This window comes from Rhizobium terrae, from assembly GCF_003425685.1.
Lineage (GTDB): Bacteria > Pseudomonadota > Alphaproteobacteria > Rhizobiales > Rhizobiaceae > Neorhizobium > Neorhizobium terrae.
The window spans coordinates 384,492-406,888 of the sequence record NZ_QJKM01000002.1; the positions used below are offsets into that span (position 1 = coordinate 384,492).

Consider the following 22,397-nt stretch of genomic DNA (forward strand, 5'->3'; position numbering starts at 1 on the left):
GTGCATCAACCCGGCCGGAAAGGATTCTCCATGCTGCCACTGTTCGACATGATGCTCAGAGCTCAGAACGGCGCAGGCATGGAGGCGATCGCCAAGCAATTCAACCTGGCCCAGGAGCAGGCAACCCAGGCGATGGCCGCGCTGATGCCGGCCTTCTCCTCCGGCCTCAAGCGCACCAGCGCCAACCCTTATGACCTCACCCAGCTGATGGGCAGCATGTTCTCCGGCTCCTATGCCAAATATTTCGAGGATATGACCAAGGCCTTTACCCCGCAGGGCATGGCGGACGGCAACGCAGTGCTGGAAAAACTGTTCGGCTCCAAGGAAGTCTCCCGCGCCATCGCCGCGCAGGCCGAACAGTTTACCGGCATCGGACAGGAAGTTTTCAAGAAGATGATGCCGGTCATGGCGGATACGCTGATGGGCGGGCTCTTCAAACAGATGACCGGGCAGATGTCTTCCGCCAACGAGGCCTTCTCCGCCTCCCCGGTGGGTCAGATGACACAGCAGTGGCTGGAAAGCATGGGCCTGCAGCCGAAGGCCAGGCCGCAGGCGCCCTCCACCCCCCTCGGCAACCCGTTCGACAATCCATTCACGCAGGCAATGCGTTCCATGTGGGGATTGGACAAGCCGGAACAGCCGCAGCCGCAAGCCGGCAACCTGTTCGCCGACAATCCTTTCGCCAAGGCCTTCCAGGACATGATGAGCGGCGCCTTCGCCGGCAAGCCCATCGAGCCCGAAAAGCCCAAGGAGAAACCGGCGCCGGCTGCCGAGCCCAATCCTTATCGCGACGTGCTGAACAGCATGTTCGACAGCGGGCTCGAAGTGCAGAAGAACTACCAGAGAAATATGGAAGCGATCTTCGACACCTATCTGCGCAACGGCGCGGGCAGCGGGACAGACCTCGAACCCACACCCGCCGATCCGAAGCCCGCCAAATAAAAAAGCCCGGCGCGGATCGACCGGCCGGGCAAGCAGCAGGGCTATTGGCTATCACCCTGCGGGGAAACTGTATACAGCCTAGCGATTGGCCAGCTGCCTGAAACGCGCATGCGATCGTTGGCGGGCAACACCGGCGAGAAGCCGGGTCGGATCGTCCAGCACGCCGGATCTATCAAGCGCCATCACCACATCATGCCGTGTGATGCCGATATCGTTGAGCTGGCTGTCGTTGAGATCATAGAGGCTATTGGCCGCCATACGGTTGCGAAAGGCACGCCATACGGATTTCGTTCGCAGCATCACGATGGCCAGGCGGCCTTCCGGGCCGCGCCGTTCGTGGACGAGGTCGAGTTCAGTTCCGCAGTCGGTCGTGCTCATTGGTCTATCCTTTCGCAGGCACGAGAAAGGCCATCCCTTCCGCAGAGGTCTTGCGGAAGAGCTGCCTGAAGAGACGCTCAGGGAGGAAGCGTCCGTTGATCTTGATTTACGCATACCCTTATCGCGGAAAACCTATTGATCAGTCCAACGAATGTTTCTAATGGTTAGCATCAAACCCTCTGATGGATGATCCTTCATGTCCGCTCCGCTCGATATCGACCAGTTGCATACATTCATCGCCATCGTGGATACCGGCAGCTTCACCAAAGCGGCCGACCGGGTATTCAAGACTCAATCCGCCGTCTCGATGCAGATGCGTCGTCTGGAGGAACGGATCGGCAAGCAGCTCTTCGCCAAGGACGGCCGCGGCAACCGGCTGACTGCAGAGGGCGAGAAGCTTCTGAACTATGCGCGGCGCATCATCCGGCTGAACAACGAAGCGATCGCCGCTTTCGACGACAACCGTCTGGAAGGGACGATCCGCATCGGCACGCCGGACGATTATGCCGACCGCTACATGCCGGAGATCATCGGCCGTTTCGCCAAGACGCATCCGAACGTCGAACTCTATATCGTCTGCGAGCCTTCGGTCAGCCTTGCGGAAAAGATGGCCCGGGGGGAACTGGATATCGCGCTGGTGACGCACAACCCGCGGCAGCGCATATCCGACGTGGTGCGCACCGAACCGCTCTGCTGGGTCGGCTCCGCCAACCATCCGCTGAAGGAGGATGCGCCGGTGCCGCTGGCGGTCGGCCGTCGTGACTGCCTGTGGCGGCAGCTTGCCTGCTCGGCGCTGGATGCCGATGGGCGCGAATACCAAGTGCTGTTCACTAGCTGGTCGTCGACCGTGGTTGCGGCCGCCGTGTTGGCTGGCATGGCCGTCTCGGTGCTTCCCGAATCGGCGCTTCGGACCGGCATGAAGGTGCTGACGGCCGCCGATGGTTTCCCGCCTCTGCCGCCGGTGCAGATCGGCATCATGAAGCGGCCCGGCCTTTCGCCGTCGCTGATGAACGCCATCACCGACCATATCACCGCCTGTCTCGACAACATCTCGCCGGCCGTCATCCCCGACGATCTCGAAGGCGGCGAGGTGAAGGCTTTCCAGCGGATGCCGCGGGCCCGGGCCGCGGGTTCTGTCATGCCCGGCTGGTAGGGCCGACTCCACTCTTGCCTTCTTCGTGAAGGTTACGTTACATCGCTGCTGTTCTCAGGGCGGGGTGAAACTCCCCACCGGCGGTATGCGGTTAAAAACCGCGAGCCCGCGAGCGCCTTCCAGCCGAAGGGTCAGCAGACCAGGTGCGATGCCTGGGCCGACGGTCATAGTCCGGATGAAAGAGAACGGACGTGCAGCACCCGCAATCCGCGGGCGCTGTGGACGTGCGTGATCGCCTTGGGTGCGGTGTCGTAACCTGAAGGAGATCCCATGACACACACCCGCTTCGCCTTCGTCAAAGCAAATTGGCATTCCGAGATCGTCGACAAAGCTCTCGAAGGCTTCCTCGAACTCGTGCCGCGCGCAGATGTCGACATTTTCGACGTGCCCGGCGCGTTCGAACTGCCGCTTGCCTCGCGCGACCTTGCCGCGACCGGCCGCTATGCGGCGGTGGTCGCCGCAGCCCTTGTCGCCGACGGCGGCATATACCGGCACGAATTCGTCGCCTCGGCCGTCGTCGACGGTTTGATGCGCGCCGGGTTGGATACCGGCGTGCCCGTCCTGTCGGTTTCGCTGACGCCCCACCATTTCCAGGAGACTGCGCATCACAAGGCGGTCTTCAGCGCCCATTTCGTCGAGAAGGGGCGCGAAGCCGCCCGCGCGGCGCAGATGATCGTCGGCACGCGCCGGCAGATCGCCAAGGCGGCTTGATCGGCGCGGCAAAAGCCGGGGCGGGATCCCGGCTTTCGTCATCATTCCGAACTTCGGCTAGGCCAGGTTCTTCTTGAAGAAGGCGACCGTACGGCTCCAGGCGAGGTCGGCGGCCGCCTTGTCGTAGCGGGCCGATGAGGTATCGTTATTGAAGGCGTGGTTGGCGCCCTCATAAACGAAGATCTCGAAGGTCTTGCCGTTCTTTTCCAGCGCCGCCTTGAAGGCCGGGATGCCGGCATTGATGCGCTCGTCGAGGCCACCGTAATGCAGCATGAGCGGCGCCTTGATGGCCGGCACGTCCTCGGCCTTCGGTTGGGCGCCGTAATAGGCGACGCCGGCATTGAGGTTCGGCGACTTCACGGCGAGATTGTTGACCGTACCACCGCCCCAGCAGAAGCCGATCGCGCCGACCTTGCCGTTGGCGCCGCTGATGCCGGCAAGATAGGCCCGGCTTGCTTCGCCGTTGGCGGCGACGCCACCCGCATCGAGGTTGGTGAACATCTGCCGGGCCTGCTCCTCGTCGGCCGGCGTGCCGCCGTTCGGAGACAGGAAATCGACGGCCAGCGCATTGAAGCCCTCCAGCGCCATGCGGCGGGCGACGTCCTTGATATGGTTGTTGAGGCCGCGGTTCTCGTGAACGACGATGACGCCGCCAATCGCCCCGGACGCGTTCTTCGGCTTGACGAGATAACCTTTCATAGTGACGCCGCCGGCGCCCGGATAGGTGACGTCCTGCGCCGTCAGCCGATCGTCGGCAGGGGCAATGATATCCGCCTTGGCGCCGTTGGCGGCGAGCATGGGGGCGATCGCAGCAGCAGCGGCGCCGGACCCTGCGAGGTGGGTCAGCTTTTCCATGAAGCGGCGGCGGTCCAGCGTCAGATGCGTATATTCGTCATAGGCGTTGATCATCGCCTGGGTGATCTTCGGGGTTTCGTTGTCCATGACCTGTTCTCCTCCTTTAGCGAATTGATCCGGCGAAGAAACCTATATCGATGCACCGCCGCTTGAAGATGAAACAGTGAGTGATCAGCGCATCCTGCGTTACACTTGTTTGTGAAGGTGGGGTGATCGGCGTTTTCAGTTCAAGGCCAATTGACGGCAGGCAATATCCACATTGCCACGACCGAAAAAGAACCCGAGCATCCAGATCGGGCGGCGGTGGCACAGCCGTTGCTTCAGATGCACATAGAAACAGGCGTGGCAGGAAGCGACATGGCGCCGGCAGCCGACGCCATGTCGTCGTTTCGGAGACTGCCGTCAGGACGTTATCGCGGCGTCAGGGTCTCGGTGCCGGAGCCGTTCTGGCCGCTGATCGTCCAGGCGCCCTCCAGCGTGCCATCATCGTTGACCGTATAGACGATCAGGCCGAATGCGTCCTTGCCCATGACATATCCGGCCGCGAAGGAATTGCCGTACAACATGCAGATGCCGGTAGACGTGGGTTTCTTGGCGGTACCGGTGGTCCATTCGATCGCGCAGGTGGTCTCGCTCGTCAGCGTGATCTTGGCAGTGCCCTTGTAGGGCGAGCCGTCAAAATTCGTGCCCTCGACGGTGTAAGTGCCGGCGCGAACCGTCTGCGCCTGCGCCGGCGAGACCAGAGCGGCGCCCAGGAGAGCGCAAGCCAGAAACTTCTTCATGATTACCCCCGGAAAAGCGCCGGCGAAATTGCCGGCGCGGGGAAATCATATCCGAGAATCGGCTCGGAATTTTATCAGTAGAAATACGTAGTCGCACGCAGCCGAAAGCCCGGCACGAAACTCGCCCGGGCCAAAGCGCAGGGATGCAAGATGGCGCCATCCCTGCGGAAGATCAGAGGCTTGCGCCTGGATAGTTCGGGCTCTCGCGGGTGATCGTCACATCGTGGGCATGGCTTTCGCGCAGGCCGGCGCCGGAAATGCGCACGAAGGTGGCGCGCTCCTGGAATTCCTTCAGATTGGCGCCGCCGACATAACCCATAGCGGCCTTCAGGCCGCCCCCCAGCTGATGCAGCACGCCGGAGACCGGACCCTTGTAGGGCACCTGGCCTTCGATACCTTCCGGAACCAGCTTCAGCGTGTCGCGCACTTCCGCCTGGAAATAACGGTCGGCGGAGCCCCGCGCCATGGCACCCACCGAACCCATGCCGCGATAGGCTTTGAACGAGCGGCCCTGGTAGAGATAAACCTCGCCGGGGCTTTCGTCGGTGCCGGCCAGCAGCGACCCGATCATCACCGCCGATGCACCGGCGGCGATCGCCTTGGCAAGGTCGCCCGAGAACTTGATGCCGCCGTCGGCGATGACCGGGATATTTTGCGCACGGGCGGCCTCGACGGCCGACATGATGGCGGCGAGCTGCGGCACGCCCACGCCTGCGACGATGCGGGTGGTGCAGATCGATCCCGGGCCGATACCGACCTTCACCGCATCCGCGCCGGCATCGATCAGTGCCCTGGTGCCGTCGGAAGTCGCGACATTGCCGGCCATGATGCGCACGTGGTTGGACAGCTTCTTGACCCGCGTGACGGCATCGAGAACGCGTTGCGAATGGCCATGCGCCGTATCGACGACCAGGAGATCGACGCCGGCATCGATCAGCCGCTCGGCGCGCTCGTAACCGTCGTCACCGACGCTGATCGCGGCAGCGGCGCGCAGGCGTCCCTGCGCATCCTTGGATGCGTTCGGGTTGAGCTGCGATTTCTCGATATCCTTGACGGTGATCAGGCCGACGCAGCGGCCTTCGCCGTCCACGACCAGCAGTTTTTCGATCCGGTGCTTGTGCAGGAGCCGCTTGGCTTCGGTCTGATCGACGCTGCTTTCCTTGACGGTGATGAGGTTTTCGCGGGTCATCAGCTCGTAGATCCGCTGGGTCGGATCCGACGCGAAACGGACGTCGCGGTTGGTGAGGATACCGACGAGACGGCCCGGGACATGACCGCCGCCGTTCTCGACGACCGGGATGCCGGAAATGCCGTGCGACTTCATCAGCGACAGGGCCTCGGCGAGCGTCGCATCGGGGCCGATCGTCACCGGATTGACGACCATTCCGCTTTCGAACTTCTTGACCTGGCGTACTTCCTCGGCCTGCTCCACCGGCGTGAGGTTGCGGTGGATGACGCCGATGCCGCCGGCCTGCGCCATGGCGATGGCGAGCCGGCTTTCGGTCACCGTGTCCATCGCCGACGAGATGATCGGCAGATTAAGGTCGATATCCTGGGCTATGGTGGTGGAGATATTGGTCTGGCCCGGCAGGACCTCGGAATGTCCCGGCTGCAGCAGCACGTCGTCAAAGGTTAGCGCGTCCGCGCCGGTTGCCGTTTCAATGATGCGTGCCATGGCCAAATTCCTTCGTTTCAGAAAATGCAGGATACGCTCAGGAACGACTTGGATAGCGCCCCGACTCTCCGGCAACAATTGCTTGGAAGTTGGCGAGGGCTGGTAACACGTTCATGACAGGAAGGGAACAGAAAAAACCCGAAGGGCTGGCCCTCCGGGTTTGCATAGCTCGGATTATCGTTAAAACGCTCAATCAGATGTCGAACTGATAGCTCTTCGGCACGAAACGGTAGCCCGTATCCTGCTTTTCCACGTAACCGACGGCCGGGAACGGCATGTGATAGCCGAGGAAGGCGATCTTGTCGGTGGCGATCATGTCGAAGACTCGTCTGCGGGTTGCCGCCGCCTGGGTCTTGTCCATGTCGAAGCGGACTTCCCATTCCGGCTTCTGCAGCGAGAGCACGAAGTGGTTGGCGGTGTCGGCGGTCAACACCAGGCGCCTGCCGGCCGATTCCACGTTGAAGATCAGGTGACCGGGCGTGTGACCCGGCGCCAGCATGGCGGTGATGCCCGAGACCACCTCGCCGCCGTCCTTCAGGAAGGTCATCTTGTCGGCATGCGGCTTGACGTTGGCGATTACGGCCTTCTGGTTGCCTTCGGCCGGCGTGCCGGCACGCGCGCCGTCGGTCCAGAAACTGTATTCCGCCTCGCCTGCCATATAACGGGCCTTGGGGAAGGCCGGCTTGCCGTCCTCCATGATGCCGCCGATATGATCGCCGTGCATGTGGGTGATGACCACGATCGTCACGTCTTCGGGCATGTAGCCGGCAGCGGCCAGCCCTTCGACCAGGCGACCGGTGCCCTGCGCGCGGCCGGCCTTGCCGAGACCCGTATCGAACAGGATGACGTCGCTGCCGGTGTCGATGAGCGTCGGCGAGAAGCTGTTGACGAACTGGTCGGTGGGCAGGAAGTTGTCGGCAAGTAGCTTGCCGACGGTCTCCGCCGATTGGTTGGTACCGAATGTCTCACCCGGATTGCCGGAGGGACGGGCGCCATCCTTGACGACGAGAACCTGGAAACTACCGACCTTGAACTTGTGAATGTCCGGCGGTGTGACGCGATCGATTGCCAATTTCTTCTTCTCTTGCGCAAAAACCTGTCCCCCGATGATGGCGGGGGCGGCTATCAACCCAAGCCCCGCAGTCCCGAGCAAGGCCCGTCTGCCGATTTCAAATGACGTCATGATGTAGCTCCCTCCTGATGCCCTCGCCGGCGCCGCCCTGTTGAGCTGCGGCTCGAGGCCCATGCAAGATAACTGCCCTTTGTGGCAGGGAAATCCGCCCTCACGCAGACGTGACCCAAAACGTGAAATGGTGAGATTCTTTCATTGGCAGACGGGTCCAACAGGTTTATGGACGGCCCAACCCCGCGCATCTCAGGCTTCCTCATGAACCGCATCGTCCCCCTGATCCTTGCCGTCGCCCTCTTCATGGAACAGATGGATTCGACCGTCATCTCGACGGCGCTTCCGACGATCGCTTCGGACCTGAATGTCGGGCCAATCACGCTCAAACTGGCGCTTACTTCCTACATGGTGGCGCTCGCGATGTTCATCCCGATCAGCGGCTGGATGGCAGACCGGTTCGGTGCCAAGAAGATCTTCCGCGTCGCGATCCTCGTGTTCATGGTCGGCTCGATCTGCTGCGCATTCTCCGCTGATCTCTTCCAATTCGTGCTATCCCGCTTCCTGCAGGGCATGGGCGGAGCGATGATGACGCCGGTCGCGCGCCTGGTCCTTTTGCGCACCACGCCGCGCAGCGAACTCGTTTCCGCCATGGCGCTGCTCACCATTCCGGCCCTGGTCGGGCCGCTCACCGGCCCGCCGATCGGCGGTTTCATCACCACCTATTTCACCTGGCACTGGATCTTCCTGATCAACGTGCCGGTCGGCCTTCTCGGCATTTGGCTTTCGACCATCTTCCTGCCGGAAGTGGAGGCGACGAACCCGCCTTCGATCGACTGGCGGGGTTTCTTCCTGACCTCGGTGACCGCCGCCGGCACGGTGTTCGGCCTTTCGGTTATCGGCCTTCCAGCCCTGCCGCCGGCCGTCGGCATCTCAGCCACAGCAATCGGGCTTGCCGCCGGCGTCGCCTACATGATCCACGGGCGCAGCCATCCGGCGCCGATCCTCAATCTCCGGATCTTCAAGGACGATGCCTTCCGGGCGGCAAGCTCCAGCGGCACGCTGTTCCGCATCTCGACGGGCGCCATTCCCTTCCTCATGCCGCTGATGCTGCAGCTCGGTTTCGGCCTCAACCCGTTCCAGTCCGGCCTCATCACCTTTGCCGGCGCGCTCGGTGCGCTGATGGTTAAGTTCGCCGCGCGCCGGGTCTTCGCGATGACCGGCTTCAAGGTGACGCTGATCGCTTCCGGCGTGCTCGGCGCCATCACCACGGCGGCCAACGGTTTCTTCACACCGGAAACCTCTCACGCGCTGATCGTCGCTTTCCTTTTGATGTCCGGCTTCTGCCGGTCCTTCTTCTTCACCGGCTCGAACGCGCTGAGCTATGCCGAAATCCGCGACGAGCAGGCAAGTCAGGCCACCTCGATCGCTTCCGTTTTGCAGCAGATCAGCATGGCGCTCGGCGTCGCCTTCGCGGCCTTCATCCTCGAAGCGTCGTCGGTGCTGACCGGCACGCATCTGCAGATCGCCGATTTCCACCTCGCCTTCTTCCTGGTCGCCGGCCTTTCGCTCCTGGCGGTCGTCCCCCTGCTCAGGCTCGACCCGATGATCGGCGCGGCCGTTTCGGGCCATCGCGGCGGGCGGATACAGCCGGAAGCGGGCGAATAGTCACGCCTCGTCCTCGACCTCCGGCCCTGCCGTCTCGGCCTCCGCGGCATCGGCCCCTTCGACCCGTGCCTTGCGACCCTTGAAATGCTTGGCAAGCAGGAACATCTCGACCGATTCCTGGCGCGAGGCGCCGGGCTTCACGTGGATGACCTGCCTGAAGTTCTGCTTCAGCATGTTGAGCAGCTCCCGCTCGGTGCCGCCCTGAAAGGTTTTCGCCAGGAAATGTCCGCCCTCGCCCAGCACCTCGACGGCAAAATGCGCTGCGACTTCACACAGATGCATGGTGCGCAGATGGTCGGTCTTCTGGTGGCCGGTCGTGGGCGCCGCCATGTCGGAAATGACGAGATCCGGCGTACCGCCGACCGCCTCCATCAAAAGCCGAGGGGCTTCCGGATCCAGGAAATCGAGCTGCAGGATTCTGACCCCCGGCAGCGGAGCTATTTCCAGGAAATCGATTGCCGCGACGCGGATATCCTCATCCGTCGAATCAGTCACCTTGGCGGCGATCTGCGACCAGCTGCCCGGTGCGGCCCCGAGATCGATGATGCGGCGGGCGCCCTTCAGGATATGATGCTTCTCGTCGATCTCCAGCAGCTTGAAGGCCGCACGGGCGCGATAACCCTCAAGCTTGGCGCGCTGTACGTAGGGGTCGTTGATATGCCGTTCGATCCAGCGGCGGGACGACGCCTTGAGCTTGCCCTTCTTGACCTTCTGGCCGAGCTTGCGGCCGGTGCGGTTGCCCGCGCCGGGAGATTTGGAGGGTGGTTTCGTCATCGCTTCGCTCCCGCCTCGTCCTGGCCGCTCGAACCCTGGTGAGCCGAATTCTGCCCGGCCGTCCCTTGGCCGGTATTGGGGCGGCGCGGGCGGGCGCGCCGCCATACGCCGTCATCCGCCATCATGTCGGTCAACAGCCCTTCGCGGAGGCCCCGGTCGGCGACGCGCATCCGCGCGCTGGGCCAGCGCCGTCTGATCGCCTCCAGGATGGCGCAACCGGCCAGAACCAGATCTGCCCGGTCCGGCCCGATGCAGGGGTTCGCCGCGCGGCCCGCGAAATCCCAAGAAAGCAGCTTTGCCTGCATGGCAGATACTTCGGCATCGGAAAGCCACAGGCCATCCACCTTGCGGCGGTCGTAACGCGGCAGATCGAGATGCACGCCGGCAAGCGTCGTCACCGTTCCGGATGTGCCGATCAAATGAAAGTCCTCCGCCCCCTGACGCCGAAGAGCACCGAGCGGCGGGCAGTCGAACCCGGCGAGCATGCCCTCGACCTCCGCCACCATCGCGGCAAAGATATCCGGCGTCACGTCGCGCCCGCCATGACGCTCGGACAGCGTCACCACGCCGACTGGCAGGGATGTCCAGTGGGTGATGTGGTTGGCAAGCCGGCTGGAACGGTTCTCGCCGATGCGGATGACGGCGATTTCCGAGGAGCCACCGCCGATATCGAACAGCACGACGGAGCGCGTCTCCCGGCCGACGAGCGACGAGCAGCCGGAGACGGCAAGCCGCGCTTCGGTCTCGCGGTTGATGATTTCCAGTTCCAGGCCCGTTTCCGCCGTGACGCGGGCCAGAAACTCCTCGCCGTTCTCGGCGGCGCGGCAGGCTTCGGTGGCGATCAGCCGCATCCGGCGTACCGGTCTGTGGGCAAGCTTGGCGGCGCAGATTCGCAGCGCCTCGATCGCCCGGTCCATGGCCTCCGGCGAAAGTCTGCGGCTCGCGCCCAACCCCTCGCCGAGCCGGACGATCCGCGAAAACGCATCGACGACCCGGAACTGACCGGGCCGCGTCGGCTGGGCGATCAGAAGACGGCAGTTGTTGGTGCCGAGGTCAAGCGCGGCATAGAGATCGTCGACGAAATAGGCTTTTTCACCGCGCGGATCGGGGGCCGGAGGATCGCCGGCAGGTCTGCTCCTGGGATCCCTGGACGAAACCGGCCCGGCGCCTGCCGGACCCGGTGCCTTCGCAACGTTGGGCGCCGCCTTGGCGGAGGTCAGCGGCCGGCCCTGGAGGCCGCGTCCCCCGCGATTCTTCTTGCGCCGATGACGCGACGATTTCTGGGAATGCGCCGGTTGCTCGCCGGTAGGCGCAGTAGACGCCGGCTCCGTCGCGGAATCGGCCTTTGCCTGCGGCCGAACGGCGGATTTCGTACGCCGACGTTTACGCTTGCGCGCAGGCTGGCCCGCTAGCTGATTGTGGGGCGGCTGATTGTCGGAACGCGTGGCTGGGACGGCCTGGACGACCGAACCCGAATGCAAAACAGGCATCGCGTCACGGTGTTTGCCGTGCCGCTTCGCCTTCCTACGCCTCGAGGATCTGCCCTCTCCGCGCGGTGCCGCCGACGCCCCGCCTTCCGGCGGCTTGTCGCCGCTATCGGGGTCCATCACTTCTAAATCCATCTCGCCGCGCAAGGCCCTTAGGCATGCCGCTGGCGTCTGATTGTTTCGTTGGCGCCAAGATAGCAGCACGGGCGTTTTTAGCCAACGGCTTTTTGCCGAGCCGATCGTCCAGTTCCTAAAGCCCCGGAGCGGAAGAACGAAACATCCAAAAGCCGCCCCGATACTCTCGCCCGCGTTCAAATTTTTCGAAATCGGTATTTGCAATCTGCGCGCTTTTGTTTATAAGCGCCGCACACCAGCCAAGCCACTGCTTCGGTCGAGCGTGCTGGGGAATAGTTCAACGGTAGAACGACGGACTCTGACTCCGTTAATCTTGGTTCGAATCCAGGTTCCCCAGCCAATTCTCCCTAAAAGCCCTTATTTTGGTGATTTTCCAGTCGTACCGGATATCGTTTTGGCATCATTGGCGACCTGATGCCCAGAGGTGATGCTCACGCCGTTCAAGCGCGCGGGACGAATCTCCGAGAAAAGACAGGGCATTTGTCATGGCCGTGCGCCACGAGGTCGAGAATTTGATCCGCCGCGGAAAATATTTTCTATTGGCGCGCGCGTCCCGGCCGTCTTCGTCCACTCCCCTCCCGGCAGGCGCCTTTCACTCAGCCTTCATTGTTCCGACCATAAGAAGGCTCAGATCATCGGCCGGAAGCTCAACACGCGGCTGGCCGAATTGAAGTTGAACTCGAAGGAAACGATGTCCAAGCAACAGCTCCAGAAACTGTTTGAGCATGAGCGCGACAAGGAGCTCGAACGACTCGACGACATCAGCACGATGGCCAAGCGCAATGGACGTGCGACAATGTCGAGGAGATGGAACTCGATCTCGAAGCTGGCTGGGCCTACCAGCCCGCAAAGTTCGGAACGCGCGTGGATTTGTCTTTGGAGAACGACTGCGCCGGCCTGACCTACCTTCTGAACAATGGCGTGCCAGCATCGCATGTTGATGCAATCCGAGCAAACTATCGCGGCGAGCTGATCGTGGCGCGCAGTCGCAAAGCGGAAATAATTTCCGTGACTGGGCTGAGAACGGGCTGGCAGGTTTTGGGGTCAGCATCGCAACGAGCGGACATTCCGTTCAGCATGGTGTACTGAGGGTGGATGCGCTTCGCAATTGAAACCCTCGGCACACGCGGTGACGTCCAGCCTTACATTGCGTTGGCTATGGGCCTGATGGCGCGTGGCCATGATGTCCAATTGGCCGCTCCCGTCCAGTTCACCGACATTGCCGCCGAGCATAATGTTCCGTTCGTGGGACTTCCCGGCGAGTTCCTGGCGCTGCTAGATACGCGGGAGGGCAAGGCCGCCGTTGCCGGCGGCAAAGGATTCAGCGCCGGCTTGAAGCTTCTCAAGCATGTGCGCCCCCTAATGATGAGGCTTCTTGACGAGGAGTGGCGGGCCGTCCGCAGCTTCCAGCCTGACGTGCTGGTCTACCATCCGAAATCGTTCGGCTCGCCGGATATGGCCGCGGCGCTCGGTGTACCGCATGTCCTTGCTTCCCCTGTTCCCGGATTCACGCCGACCGGCGAATTTCCCAGTCCCATGCTTCCGTTCGCGTCGCTCGGACCATTTAACAGAATGAGCCACACCTTTGCCATTAACGGCGCGCGGCTGCTGTTCGCCAAGGACCTGAAGGCGTGGCGCGCAACCACGCTCGGCCTGCCTGGAAAGACTGCTCGCAAGAGGGTGGCAGGGACACTCTACGCCTATAGTCCGGCAGTGCTCCCGAAACCGACCGACTGGGGTCCAGACGTGCTGGTCACCGGATATTGGTTCCTCGACCGTCCCGATTGGCAGCCGAATGAGGCGCTGGAGTTTTTCCTGCGGGCTGGCCCCCCGCCTGTCTATTTCGGCTTCGGGAGCATGCCGGGGCTCGACCCCGCGGCGATGACGGGCATGATCCTTGAGGCCCTCGAAATGACCGTAAGCGCGGCCTGCTTACGGGTGGGGGCGGTACGATCGGTAAAGTGGACGCGAGCCCACGTGTGTTTTTCCTGGCAAACGCGCCACACGATTGGTTACTGCCACGGGCAAGTGCCGCCATTCACCACGGGGGAGCAGGAACGACTGCGGCGAGCCTTCGTGCAGGACTGCCCACGCAGATCGTCCCTTTCTTCGGCGACCAGCCCTTCTGGGGCAGGCGGGTAGCAGCTCTTGGCGCTGGGCCCGCCCCACTCGACCGGAAGAAACTCAGCGCTGCCGGTCTGGCAAAAGCGCTGGCGGCGATGGACGCGGCCAACATGCGGGCGCGCGCGGCGGAGCTGGGAACCGCCCTGTCGGGCGACCGCGGAGTCGAGGCCGCAACTAAATTTCCTCGAAGGACTGAGCTTCACATCGAGTTGAGCGTGGATGTGGACGACGAACCTTACCCGCCAGGCCGGCAGGAGTTCGATACCGCTGTGCACGGCAGCATTGAGCCGAAGCGGAACCGCTTCCGGAGCTCCAAAGCATCAGTCAACACGTCAGCTCCAAACCATCATACCCGTTCGTGCGTTATGCTGCCGAACGTATGTCTGTCTCTGTGAAATCGTTACCCTTGAATAGCAAGGGCTCGTCGAAATCTCTGGCGAGAGCGTAGGCAAAACAGTCGCCAAAATTCAGTCCAGCTTTGTGTCGGCCTTTCCCGAAGTCGAGGAATGCCTGTCGGGCCAGATGGCCCTGCTTGACTGTCACTGGCTCGATGTCGATCGCTGCACGACGGAAGAACGCATCGGCCTGCCTCATGCCTTCCGGCCCGAGCTGCTTTTCGATCGCCATGGATAGTTCCAAGTAATTTGCCACGCTGATCCGGATGGCTGCCGAATCGTGGATCAGTCGCGTGAAGGCAGCAGCCTCCGGCTCGCTATACAGGATCGCTACCATGGCGGACGTGTCGATAATCATTTCGGCAGGCCGTCCTCGTCATAGAGAAGCTCGGCGTGATCGGCGTAAGGTCGCTTTAGATGGGCCGCAGCCCTGTCGGCGATCGCAAGAAGTTCTTCAACAGAAGCCCTGCCTCTCTGTTTTTCAATTTGCGCGTAACGCTCACGCAGCGCATCGGTCACGACACGGCTCATACTCTGCCCAGTCGCATGGGCGATCGCCTGGGCGAGGCGATGTGCTTCGGGGTCTTTCACGTTCAGGCTCATGTGGAGATACTCCATTCTACCTAATTAGCCAGTTTTCTACCATTCTACCCCATTACAGTGTCCAAGTGAAATGCCGCATCAACAACATAATTCATTCTCTCTATTCGGACTGACGTTATGAATTAACCGATTTCCGGGCTGCTCGGCCGCATATTTCCGGGTTGAAGAGCGGCTAAATCCACTTTGTGGGCCGGAAGGAGCCTGACCGCTGCTGGGTGAGCGAAGCTAAGGAAACAGACTATCTATGCGTCTTACCCAGCTACGGTTCGAATCTCGCGCGGCGGACTGGCGGGATTCGAACCCATACGTCGAAATAATCGGCTGGCACTCGAACGTGTCATAGACAATGTCTGCTTTTAGAGGTTCGCCAGCGCAGGTTTGACGACCGACATTGAGGCGCAAAGCTGCCGCACGCTCTATCGCTGCGGCACCGCGAATATAGAATCCGAAAGCGCAAATTATTGCCGCTCGCCCGTCCTGCTGAATGATGTCCACCGCCAGGGCACAAGAGTGGGATCCACGGTCGCTCGCGGCAGGAAAACAAAGGGAATTTCAAGGTTTTTCATCTAAACCATTGAAATCGATAGATAATCTAGGATCCCTAGCCAGTTCTCCCTTCAGATACCCCGGATTTGCGTGCGGTATCACGTTTCGGTGTTTCGCGCCGAAGTGTGTAACCAAACGCGCCACTCTTCCGTAATCATGCGAGAAAGCAGGTTATCGACAGGGAGGTCGATCATGGACAGACGCATGTTCCTGGCGGGCAGTTGCCTGGCGGTTGCGGTCACAACCGTTCTCGGCGCGGGAACACGGGCGGCATATGCCGTCATGCCCGGCGGCAGGTTTGCGGTTTCGCATTCGGAGGATGAATGGCGCAAGCTGCTGACGCCCGAGCAGTACCATATCCTGCGTGAGGAAGGCACCGAATATCCCGGCACCAGTGCGCTTTTGAACGAGCACCGCCAGGGCAGGTTCGCCTGCGTCGGCTGCGATCAGGACCTCTTCTCGTCCGATACGAAATTCGACAGCGGCACCGGCTGGCCAAGCTTTTGGGCGCCGCTGAAAAACGCCGTGGGAAGGATGCGCGATACCTCGCTCGGCATGGTGCGCGACGCCGTCTATTGCGCCCGGTGCGGCGGGCATCTCGGCCATGTCTTCGACGACGGCCCGAAGCCGACCGGCCTGCGCTACTGCATGAACGGCCTCGTCATGAAATTTCGCCCGGCAGCCGCCTGACCTGCCGGACTGCTCGCAACTTCCGGAATTCGCTTCGATCGAGGAGATCCATGATGCAGACCTCATTCAGAATGCACCGCCTGTTCACCGCACTTGCGGGAACCACGCTCATGCTTGCGGGCCTCGCACTCGGCACGGCGACGGCCGATGCGCAGGAGGGGATCGCGATCCCCGCGCCCGCCGTAGACGAGACAGCCGGTTCGGCACCCAAGGAAACCGCGATCTTCGCAGGCGGCTGTTTCTGGGGCGTGCAGGGCGTCTTCCAGCGTGTCGAAGGCGTCACCAACGCGGTTTCCGGTTATGCCGGCGGCGCCAGGGAGACGGCCCGTTACGAGGAGATCGGTTTCGGCAAGACAGGCCATGCGGAATCCGTCCGCATTACCTTCGACCCTAAGAAGATAAGCTACGGCAAGCTCTTGCAGATCTATTTCTCAGTGGCGCACGACCCGACCCAGCTCAACCGCCAGGGACCGGACGTCGGCACGCAATATCGCTCGACCATCTTCCCGACCAGCGACGAACAGGCAAGGGTCGCCAAGGCCTATATCGACCAGTTGAACAAGGCGAAGCTCTATCAAGCGGCGATCGCCACCACGATCGAGCCGGGCAAGACCTTCTATCCGGCCGAGGATTACCACCAGGATTTCCTGACCAACAATCCCACCTATCCCTATATCGTCTATAACGACCTGCCGAAGATCGAGAACCTGAAGGGCCTCTTCCCCAACGACTTCCGCGCCGATCCGGTCCTCGTCGCCGAAGCCGGGCTTGGCAACTAGGTCTTCGACATCCGAAGCCAGGCCGGCAGGATGTGGCGACCGGTCAACTCGGCCAGAACGATATCGCCGGGATCGTCCGGCGATATCCAGCGGATCTCCTCGATCTCCGCCGCCCTGGTGACGGCAGTGTCGCCGATATCGAGAACAAAGACCTCCGCGGATACCGTATCGCCGGGTTCGTTCGCGGCCGGCGCCTCGAACCGGCCGAGCGGGCGGAAACATTCCGGCGAGACCCGCAGGCCGATCTCCTCTTCCAGTTCGCGAACGAGAGCGGCGGCCGAGCTTTCACCCGGTTCGATCTTGCCACCCGGCTGCATGAAGGCTGTCGCACCGCGCTTGCGCACCAGAAGCGTATCGCCATCGGTGCGAAGAAGCAGAGCTGCGGCGATGCGGATGGTGTTCACGCGCAGTCTCTCCGCATCGGCCTCAGGACCGGCTTTCCTGAGCGGCTTGCCCATGCCGCACGTTGCTCGGTACGCAGAGACACGCAAGGACGATCAGCGCCGACATCAGCAGCATAGCGAGGAAGGTCATGTGCAGAGCATCCTGAAGCGCAAGGCGGATCGGCGAATCCGCCGAAAGTCCGGCTCCTGTTCCCTGCAGGAGATCCCGCAGCTCGTCGGAGGTGACCGGCGCACCGCCGGTATTGCTCAGCCCGTAGCTCAGCACGGCACCGAGCAGCGTGGCACCGAGCGTGCTGCCGAGGTTACGCGAGAAGACATTGGAGGCCGTGGCGCTGCCGCGTTCCGACCAGCCGACGTTTTCCTGGATGATGACCAGCCCGGAAATGTTGAGCAGGCCCATGCCGAAGCCCATCAGCAACGATCCGAGACCGGCCTGGACCGGTGAACTGCCTGGTGCCAGGAACACCAGGAGAAGCGCGCCGAAAGGAACAAAGGCGCTTCCGACGATCATGATCGGGCGGAGACCGAAACGCGGAAAGAGCCGGGAGGCGAGAGTACCGCCCGTCGGCCAGCCGACCAGCAGCATTGTGAGCGTAAAACCCGCGACGAGCGGCGAACGGCCAAGCACCGTCTGCACATACATGGGCAGGAAGGTCGTCAGCCCCATGATCGCCATACTGGACAGGAAGACCGCCGTATTGGCGGCGGCGATCGGCCGCTTCAGCCAGAGCGGCAGCGAGACCATCGGTGCCGGTGCGCGCTGCTCCTGCCAGATGAACAGCGCGAAGCTGACCGCGAAGATTGCCAGCGCGACGATCATGGAGGCGGCCGCACCTTCGGTTTCCGTCAGCGCGATCATCAGGGCCGAGATGGAAACCGTGAAAAGGCCGGCACCGAGAAAATCGATCGAGGCGGTGCGGCTCTGCTTGTCTTCATGGAGGAACAGAATAAAGCCGATCGCGGAAAGAATGCCGATCGGAACGTTGATCCAGAAAACCCAGGCCCAGGGAAGGCTGTGGACGATGACGCTGCCGAGCAGCGGGCCGACCACCGCCGCAAGCGCCCAGACACTGGCGAGGTAGCCCTGAACCTTGCCGCGCTCGGCACCGGGATAAAGATCGGCGACGACCGTCATGACCACCGGCTGGATTGCCCCTGCCCCTATGCCCTGCAGCAGGCGGAAGGCGATCATCGACGGCATCGACCAGGCAAAACCGGCGAGAATGGAGGCGATGAGGAAGATCGCCGTGCCGAGAAGGACGATCGGCTTGCGGCCGTAGATGTCCGAAAGCTTGCCGAACACCACGGTCATCGCCGTCTGGGCGAGCAGGAAGGAGGAGAAGACCCAGCTATAGAGGTTCAACTGGCCGAGCTGCGCTGCGATCTGCGGCATGGCCGTCGAGACGATCGTCGCTTCGATTGCGATCATCGCCATGCTTGCCATCACGGCCGCGATGACAAGCGCCCGGTTCGAGCTTGGATGGGTCATGGATTTTTACCTGGGGACGCCGGGGCGAACACGATAGAATGGACGTTCGGCGGTCAGACGGCCGTCGTTGGGATAACCTTTTAGTATCCCCATGCAGGCGGCCGTCAAGGCAAAAATTTGGCATTTCTCAAACCGCGGCGAGAAGGCGCGGCATCCTGCCATGCTTCAGGCGGTTTTCCCGATATTCGCCACAGCGACCGTCTCGTCTTCGGCGGCCATGGAGCGGTTGCGCCCATTGTTCTTGGCCTGGTAGAGCGCGCGGTCGGCCCGTTCGAAAAGGTCGTTAGAGGTCAACTTTTCCAATTCCGCGATGCTGAGCGTCGCCCTGCCGATACTGATCGTCACACGCCCCCAAGGAGGGTTCTTTTCGTGAGCCAGCCTCAGTCCAAAGACACCCTGGCGGATGTTTTCCGCCACTCTTGCCGCACCATCCGCATCGGTTTCCGGCAGGAGAACGGCGAGTTCCTCGCCTCCGTAGCGCGCTGCGAGATCCTTGGAGCGGCGGATGCAGCCGAGCGCCGCGCCGGCGATCGCCCGAAGACAGTCGTCGCCGGCCGCATGCCCGTAGGTATCGTTGAAAAGCTTGAAACGGTCCACGTCGATCATCAGGAGCGATAGCGGCGCCTTATCTCGTTCGGCGCGGGCCACCATTTCCTCGAAACGGGTATTGAGCGAACGACGGTTGGCAAGCTTCGTCAGTTCATCGGTATTGGCCAGCACGTCGAGCTCCTCCTGGAGCTTCTTCTGGCGGGAGACATCCCGCGTCACGGCAACGATGTGGATTTCGTCGTTATCGGTGCCGCCGGGGAGCCGGTTCAGGGTTGTCTCAAGCCAGATCTGCTTTCCGTTGGAATGCTTGCGGCGGACCACCAGACTCTCCCGGGGGGAGCCGGCGCGCAACCGCTCCAGAACCTGAAGCACGGTTTCCCGATCGTCCTCATGCAAGTTGTCCAGTACGTTGGTGCCGATCAGCGCCTCCGCTTCGATACCATAGACCTCCCGCGACGAGGGGGACGCATATTCCCGGATGCCGTTGCCGTTGAAACGCTGGATGAGATCGCTCGATCCCTCGGCGAGAAGCCGGAACTCGGCTTCACGCGCGACCAGCAGCGCCTCGCTCGCCCGCCGCAGGCCCGCCTGACGCCGCCACCGCCAGACGAGGATGCCGGCGATGGCGACAACCGCAACGCCGGAGATCCAGCGGATCTTCGCCATTTCGATCCATCTGCCCAGCACCTCGGATCGCGAGGCCGCGGCGAGCACCACGATGCCGGTGAGATCGCTTTTATAATAGCCGCCGATTCGCGCTTCCCCATCGACGGGCGACTTGTAGTGATATGCCCCGAGCGGCGCATTCCTCAGGTGTTTCGTGAACAGTTCATGGGAGGCTATGTTGGTGCCAAGCAGGTCTTCCCTCCAGGGAGCCCGGGCCAGGATGACGCCATCGCCCCGCACCATCAGGAACGTTCCGTGTGGCCGACATCGAAGCTCTCGAAGAAGCGGGAAAAATTGCTCATCGTGATGACGACCGTCGCCACGCCTCCGAAGCTGCCGTCCGACTGGTTGACCCGTTGCGAGACGGTGAGGATCCAATCCATCGATACACGGCTTTTGATCGGCATGCCGAGGACGGGTTGAAGCACGTCTGAGGACTGGTGGAACTTGAAATAATCCCGATCCGCGAAATTGATATGTTTCGTATCGATATCCGTCGAGGTCGCGATAATATTCCCCTTGACGTCGATATAGCTCAAGCGGTCGAGCCAGGGTGTGCTGGCAATCTGCTGCTTCATCACATTCCGGAGCTTTGAGGCCATGTCTGGATCGGCCTCTTCATCCTGGATCTCCGTGATAATTCCAGCGAGCGGCAGCTTTGCCATCTCAAGCGTGTCATCTGCATGCTGGACCAATGCTCTCGCGCTCTGCTTCAGATCGGTCTCGATCCGGGCGACCTGCGACTGCCAGCTGGCGTATTCACCCCAGACGAGCAGGGCCGTGAAGCCGAGGATCGTGCCCACAGCGCCGATCAACGTCTGGATCGAGGATAATTTCATTCAGCCTGCCCTATTTGTGCTCCGCCCGTCCTCCTGGTGGCAAGGCGTCGCGGACCACCATCCCGAACAATAAAAAGTCAGTAGTTTACGTTCACCTAAAATGAAAACAGAGCAAATGCCTCACATATCCTTGGCATCAGGTTTCAAATGCTGTCTTCGGAACGGCATGGCCCGCATCCATGACCTCCGAGAACGCGGACCGCAGTTATCCGGCGCCTACATACGTCAAGCTGCCGCCCAGGTTTCGAGGACCGTTCAGGGAAGCAACAGGGAATCTGCGTAAGCAGTCTTGATTTTTCATTTGCACCGCAGCATCCGGGGCGGCATGGTCTTCAAAGTATAAAAGAACGGAATGGAATACGGATCATGACTGCGGATGCGATCGTGCTGGGTGCCGGAATCATCGGCGTTTCGACGGCTTTGCAACTGGCCCGGCGCGGCAGGTCCGTCGTGCTGGTGGACCGCAAGGAACCGGGGCTCGAAACGTCCTATGGCAATGCCGGCCTCATTCAGCGCGAGGGCGTCGTCCCTTACGGCTTTCCGCAGCAGTTCGGACTGATCCTGCGTTATGCCCTGAACAACCGCATTGACGCCCACTATCACTGGAAGGCCATTCCGTCAGTCACGTCCTTCCTGGCGAAATACTGGTGGCATTCCAACCTGACACGCCACCAGCTGATCGCCCGCGCCTATGCTCCGCTGATCGAGCATTCGATCTCCACCCATAACGAGCTGATCGAGGAAGCCGGCGCTCAGGACCTGATCGCCAAGAACGGCTGGACGGAAGTGTTCCGCACCCGCGCCAAGCACGACGGCGAGATCGCCGAAGCCGTGCGGCTGAGGAAAGAATACGGCGTTGCCTTCAAGGAACTTTCGCCTTCCGACATCGCCGAGCAGGAGCCCAATCTTTCCAACGATTTCGTCGGCGGGCTGCGCTGGGAAGACCCCTGGTCTGTCAGGGATCCGCTGTCGCTGACGCGCGCCTATGTGGCGCTCTTCGAAAAGCTCGGCGGCCGGGTGCTGAAGGGCGATGCGAAAAGCCTGTCGAAGACCGCGACAGGCTGGCGGATTGTCGCCGGCGACGGCACCGTCGAGGCCAAGGACGTGGTTGTCGCGCTCGGCCCCTGGTCCGACACCGTCACCAAGCCGCTCGGCTACAATTTCCTGGTCGGCGTCAAGCGCGGCTACCATATGCACTACTCAGCCAGCGGCAATGCCAAGCTGAACGGCTGGACCATGGATGCGGAGCGCGGTTATTTCCTTGCTCCGATGAACCAGGGCATAAGGCTGACGACGGGTGCGGAATTCGCCCGCAGGGATGCGCCGAAGACGCCGGTTCAGCTTGAGCGTGCCGAGGCGGTCGCCCGCACCATCTTTCCGCTCGGCGAGCGGCTCGACAAGGAGGCGTGGATGGGCGCGCGTCCCTGCACACCGGACATGATGCCGGTGATCGGCAAAGCCCCTCGGCACGACGGCTTATGGTTCGCCTTCGGCCATGCGCATCACGGCCTCACCCTCGGACCGGTAACCGGCCAGGTGATCGCCGAGGCAATCACCGGGAGCAAGACGCTGATCGACATCTCCGCCTATCGTCCCGAGCGCTTCAACGCCTAGCCGCGCGATAGAGAAC

The 22,397-nt window shown here is 62.0% G+C and carries 23 protein-coding genes, 1 tRNA gene and 1 riboswitch; of the genes, 11 read left to right on the forward strand and 13 right to left on the reverse strand.

Going from position 1 to position 22,397, the window contains the following annotated elements; translation table 11 throughout:
• Positions 1 to 30: 30 nt before the first annotated feature.
• Positions 31 to 942 (forward strand): DUF937 domain-containing protein, encoded by a 912-nt coding sequence (locus DMO26_RS04785; protein WP_117190868.1) that lies wholly within the window; start codon positions 31 to 33, stop codon positions 940 to 942.
• Positions 943 to 1,020: 78 nt separating this feature from the next.
• On the opposite strand, the gene DMO26_RS04790 is transcribed toward DMO26_RS04785, so the two are convergent.
• Positions 1,021 to 1,320 carry a DUF1127 domain-containing protein gene (locus DMO26_RS04790; protein ID WP_117190869.1) on the reverse strand — a complete coding sequence of 100 codons (300 nt, stop codon included), beginning with the start codon at positions 1,318 to 1,320 and terminating at the stop codon, positions 1,021 to 1,023.
• Positions 1,321 to 1,516: 196 nt separating this feature from the next.
• On the opposite strand from DMO26_RS04790, the gene DMO26_RS04795 reads away from it, so the two are divergent.
• Both DMO26_RS04795 and DMO26_RS04800 read left to right on the forward strand, forming a co-directional pair.
• Complete coding sequence (locus DMO26_RS04795; RefSeq protein ID WP_117190870.1) at positions 1,517 to 2,473, forward strand: LysR substrate-binding domain-containing protein; 957 nt, start codon at positions 1,517 to 1,519, stop codon at positions 2,471 to 2,473.
• 46 nt (positions 2,474 to 2,519) lie between these two features.
• Positions 2,520 to 2,664, forward strand: a riboswitch (FMN riboswitch).
• A gap of 79 nt (positions 2,665 to 2,743) precedes the next feature.
• Positions 2,744 to 3,184 carry a 6,7-dimethyl-8-ribityllumazine synthase gene (locus tag DMO26_RS04800; RefSeq protein ID WP_117190871.1) on the forward strand — a complete coding sequence of 147 codons (441 nt, stop codon included), beginning with the start codon at positions 2,744 to 2,746 and terminating at the stop codon, positions 3,182 to 3,184.
• Between the two features lie 57 nt (positions 3,185 to 3,241).
• On the opposite strand, the gene DMO26_RS04805 is transcribed toward DMO26_RS04800, so the two are convergent.
• The 4 genes from DMO26_RS04805 to DMO26_RS04820 all read right to left on the reverse strand — a co-directional run bounded on the left by DMO26_RS04805 (position 3,242) and on the right by DMO26_RS04820 (position 7,679).
• Positions 3,242 to 4,126 (reverse strand): dienelactone hydrolase family protein, encoded by an 885-nt coding sequence (locus DMO26_RS04805; RefSeq protein WP_117190872.1) that lies wholly within the window; start codon positions 4,124 to 4,126, stop codon positions 3,242 to 3,244.
• Positions 4,127 to 4,449: 323 nt separating this feature from the next.
• Complete coding sequence (locus tag DMO26_RS04810) at positions 4,450 to 4,821, reverse strand: hypothetical protein (protein WP_117190873.1); 372 nt, start codon at positions 4,819 to 4,821, stop codon at positions 4,450 to 4,452.
• Positions 4,822 to 4,993: 172 nt separating this feature from the next.
• The gene (gene guaB, locus DMO26_RS04815; RefSeq protein ID WP_117190874.1) at positions 4,994 to 6,496 is read right to left on the reverse strand and encodes an IMP dehydrogenase; all 1,503 of its coding nucleotides are present in this window, start codon (positions 6,494 to 6,496) and stop codon (positions 4,994 to 4,996) included.
• A gap of 193 nt (positions 6,497 to 6,689) precedes the next feature.
• Positions 6,690 to 7,679: an MBL fold metallo-hydrolase gene (locus tag DMO26_RS04820; protein ID WP_117190875.1), complete on the reverse strand. Its 990-nt coding sequence runs from the start codon at positions 7,677 to 7,679 to the stop codon at positions 6,690 to 6,692.
• Between the two features lie 204 nt (positions 7,680 to 7,883).
• Between DMO26_RS04820 and DMO26_RS04825 the strand changes: the two genes are divergently transcribed.
• Entirely contained in the window at positions 7,884 to 9,287 is a 1,404-nt protein-coding gene (locus DMO26_RS04825; protein ID WP_117191045.1) for an MDR family MFS transporter, read from the forward strand.
• On the opposite strand, the gene DMO26_RS04830 is transcribed toward DMO26_RS04825, so the two are convergent.
• Both DMO26_RS04830 and DMO26_RS04835 read right to left on the reverse strand, forming a co-directional pair.
• The gene (locus tag DMO26_RS04830; RefSeq protein WP_117190876.1) at positions 9,288 to 10,061 is read right to left on the reverse strand and encodes an RlmE family RNA methyltransferase; all 774 of its coding nucleotides are present in this window, start codon (positions 10,059 to 10,061) and stop codon (positions 9,288 to 9,290) included.
• The gene (locus DMO26_RS04835) at positions 10,058 to 11,683 is read right to left on the reverse strand and encodes a Ppx/GppA phosphatase family protein (RefSeq protein ID WP_404947013.1); all 1,626 of its coding nucleotides are present in this window, start codon (positions 11,681 to 11,683) and stop codon (positions 10,058 to 10,060) included. Before DMO26_RS04835 ends, DMO26_RS04830 begins: the two co-directional genes overlap by 4 nt.
• Positions 11,684 to 11,949: 266 nt before the next feature.
• Here DMO26_RS04835 and DMO26_RS04840 point away from each other — a divergent pair.
• From DMO26_RS04840 to DMO26_RS34760, 4 genes are all read left to right on the forward strand, one after another.
• Positions 11,950 to 12,023: transfer RNA gene (locus DMO26_RS04840), tRNA-Gln, on the forward strand.
• Between the two features lie 467 nt (positions 12,024 to 12,490).
• Positions 12,491 to 12,772 (forward strand): hypothetical protein, encoded by a 282-nt coding sequence (locus tag DMO26_RS33540; RefSeq protein ID WP_162894712.1) that lies wholly within the window; start codon positions 12,491 to 12,493, stop codon positions 12,770 to 12,772.
• 6 nt (positions 12,773 to 12,778) lie between these two features.
• Positions 12,779 to 13,825 carry a glycosyltransferase gene (locus tag DMO26_RS04850; protein WP_264319343.1) on the forward strand — a complete coding sequence of 349 codons (1,047 nt, stop codon included), beginning with the start codon at positions 12,779 to 12,781 and terminating at the stop codon, positions 13,823 to 13,825.
• Positions 13,720 to 14,202 carry a glycosyltransferase gene (locus DMO26_RS34760; RefSeq protein ID WP_264319345.1) on the forward strand — a complete coding sequence of 161 codons (483 nt, stop codon included), beginning with the start codon at positions 13,720 to 13,722 and terminating at the stop codon, positions 14,200 to 14,202. Before DMO26_RS04850 ends, DMO26_RS34760 begins: the two co-directional genes overlap by 106 nt.
• Here DMO26_RS34760 and DMO26_RS04855 read toward each other — a convergent pair.
• A complete protein-coding gene (locus tag DMO26_RS04855) occupies positions 14,171 to 14,560 on the reverse strand; it encodes a type II toxin-antitoxin system VapC family toxin (protein WP_117190877.1) in 390 nt (129 codons plus the stop codon). The genes DMO26_RS34760 and DMO26_RS04855 overlap by 32 nt on opposite strands.
• Entirely contained in the window at positions 14,557 to 14,805 is a 249-nt protein-coding gene (locus DMO26_RS04860) for a type II toxin-antitoxin system VapB family antitoxin (protein WP_117191047.1), read from the reverse strand. The genes DMO26_RS04855 and DMO26_RS04860 overlap by 4 nt, the downstream gene beginning before the upstream one ends.
• A 735-nt stretch (positions 14,806 to 15,540) precedes the next feature.
• Here DMO26_RS04860 and msrB point away from each other — a divergent pair.
• Both msrB and msrA read left to right on the forward strand, forming a co-directional pair.
• Entirely contained in the window at positions 15,541 to 16,041 is a 501-nt protein-coding gene (gene msrB, locus DMO26_RS04865) for a peptide-methionine (R)-S-oxide reductase MsrB (protein ID WP_404947016.1), read from the forward strand.
• A 50-nt stretch (positions 16,042 to 16,091) separates the two neighbouring features.
• On the forward strand, positions 16,092 to 16,820 hold the full coding sequence (gene msrA / locus DMO26_RS04870) for a peptide-methionine (S)-S-oxide reductase MsrA (protein WP_404947014.1): 729 nt from the start codon (positions 16,092 to 16,094) through the stop codon (positions 16,818 to 16,820).
• Here the strand turns inward: msrA and DMO26_RS04875 are convergent.
• The 4 genes from DMO26_RS04875 to DMO26_RS04890 all read right to left on the reverse strand — a co-directional run bounded on the left by DMO26_RS04875 (position 16,817) and on the right by DMO26_RS04890 (position 20,767).
• Positions 16,817 to 17,224 carry an NUDIX hydrolase gene (locus DMO26_RS04875; protein WP_319025389.1) on the reverse strand — a complete coding sequence of 136 codons (408 nt, stop codon included), beginning with the start codon at positions 17,222 to 17,224 and terminating at the stop codon, positions 16,817 to 16,819. The genes msrA and DMO26_RS04875 overlap by 4 nt on opposite strands.
• 22 nt (positions 17,225 to 17,246) lie before the next feature.
• Positions 17,247 to 18,713 carry an MDR family MFS transporter gene (locus DMO26_RS04880; RefSeq protein WP_117190879.1) on the reverse strand — a complete coding sequence of 489 codons (1,467 nt, stop codon included), beginning with the start codon at positions 18,711 to 18,713 and terminating at the stop codon, positions 17,247 to 17,249.
• 165 nt (positions 18,714 to 18,878) lie between these two features.
• Positions 18,879 to 20,171, reverse strand: a complete 1,293-nt coding sequence (locus DMO26_RS04885; RefSeq protein ID WP_117190880.1) for a sensor domain-containing diguanylate cyclase — start codon at positions 20,169 to 20,171, stop codon at positions 18,879 to 18,881.
• The gene (locus DMO26_RS04890) at positions 20,171 to 20,767 is read right to left on the reverse strand and encodes a PDC sensor domain-containing protein (protein WP_117190881.1); all 597 of its coding nucleotides are present in this window, start codon (positions 20,765 to 20,767) and stop codon (positions 20,171 to 20,173) included. Before DMO26_RS04890 ends, DMO26_RS04885 begins: the two co-directional genes overlap by 1 nt.
• A 366-nt stretch (positions 20,768 to 21,133) precedes the next feature.
• Here DMO26_RS04890 and DMO26_RS04895 point away from each other — a divergent pair, with 366 nt between their 5' ends.
• Positions 21,134 to 22,381, forward strand: coding sequence for an NAD(P)/FAD-dependent oxidoreductase (locus tag DMO26_RS04895; RefSeq protein WP_117190882.1), 1,248 nt, complete (start codon positions 21,134 to 21,136; stop codon positions 22,379 to 22,381).
• The last annotated feature ends 16 nt before the right edge of the window (positions 22,382 to 22,397 follow it).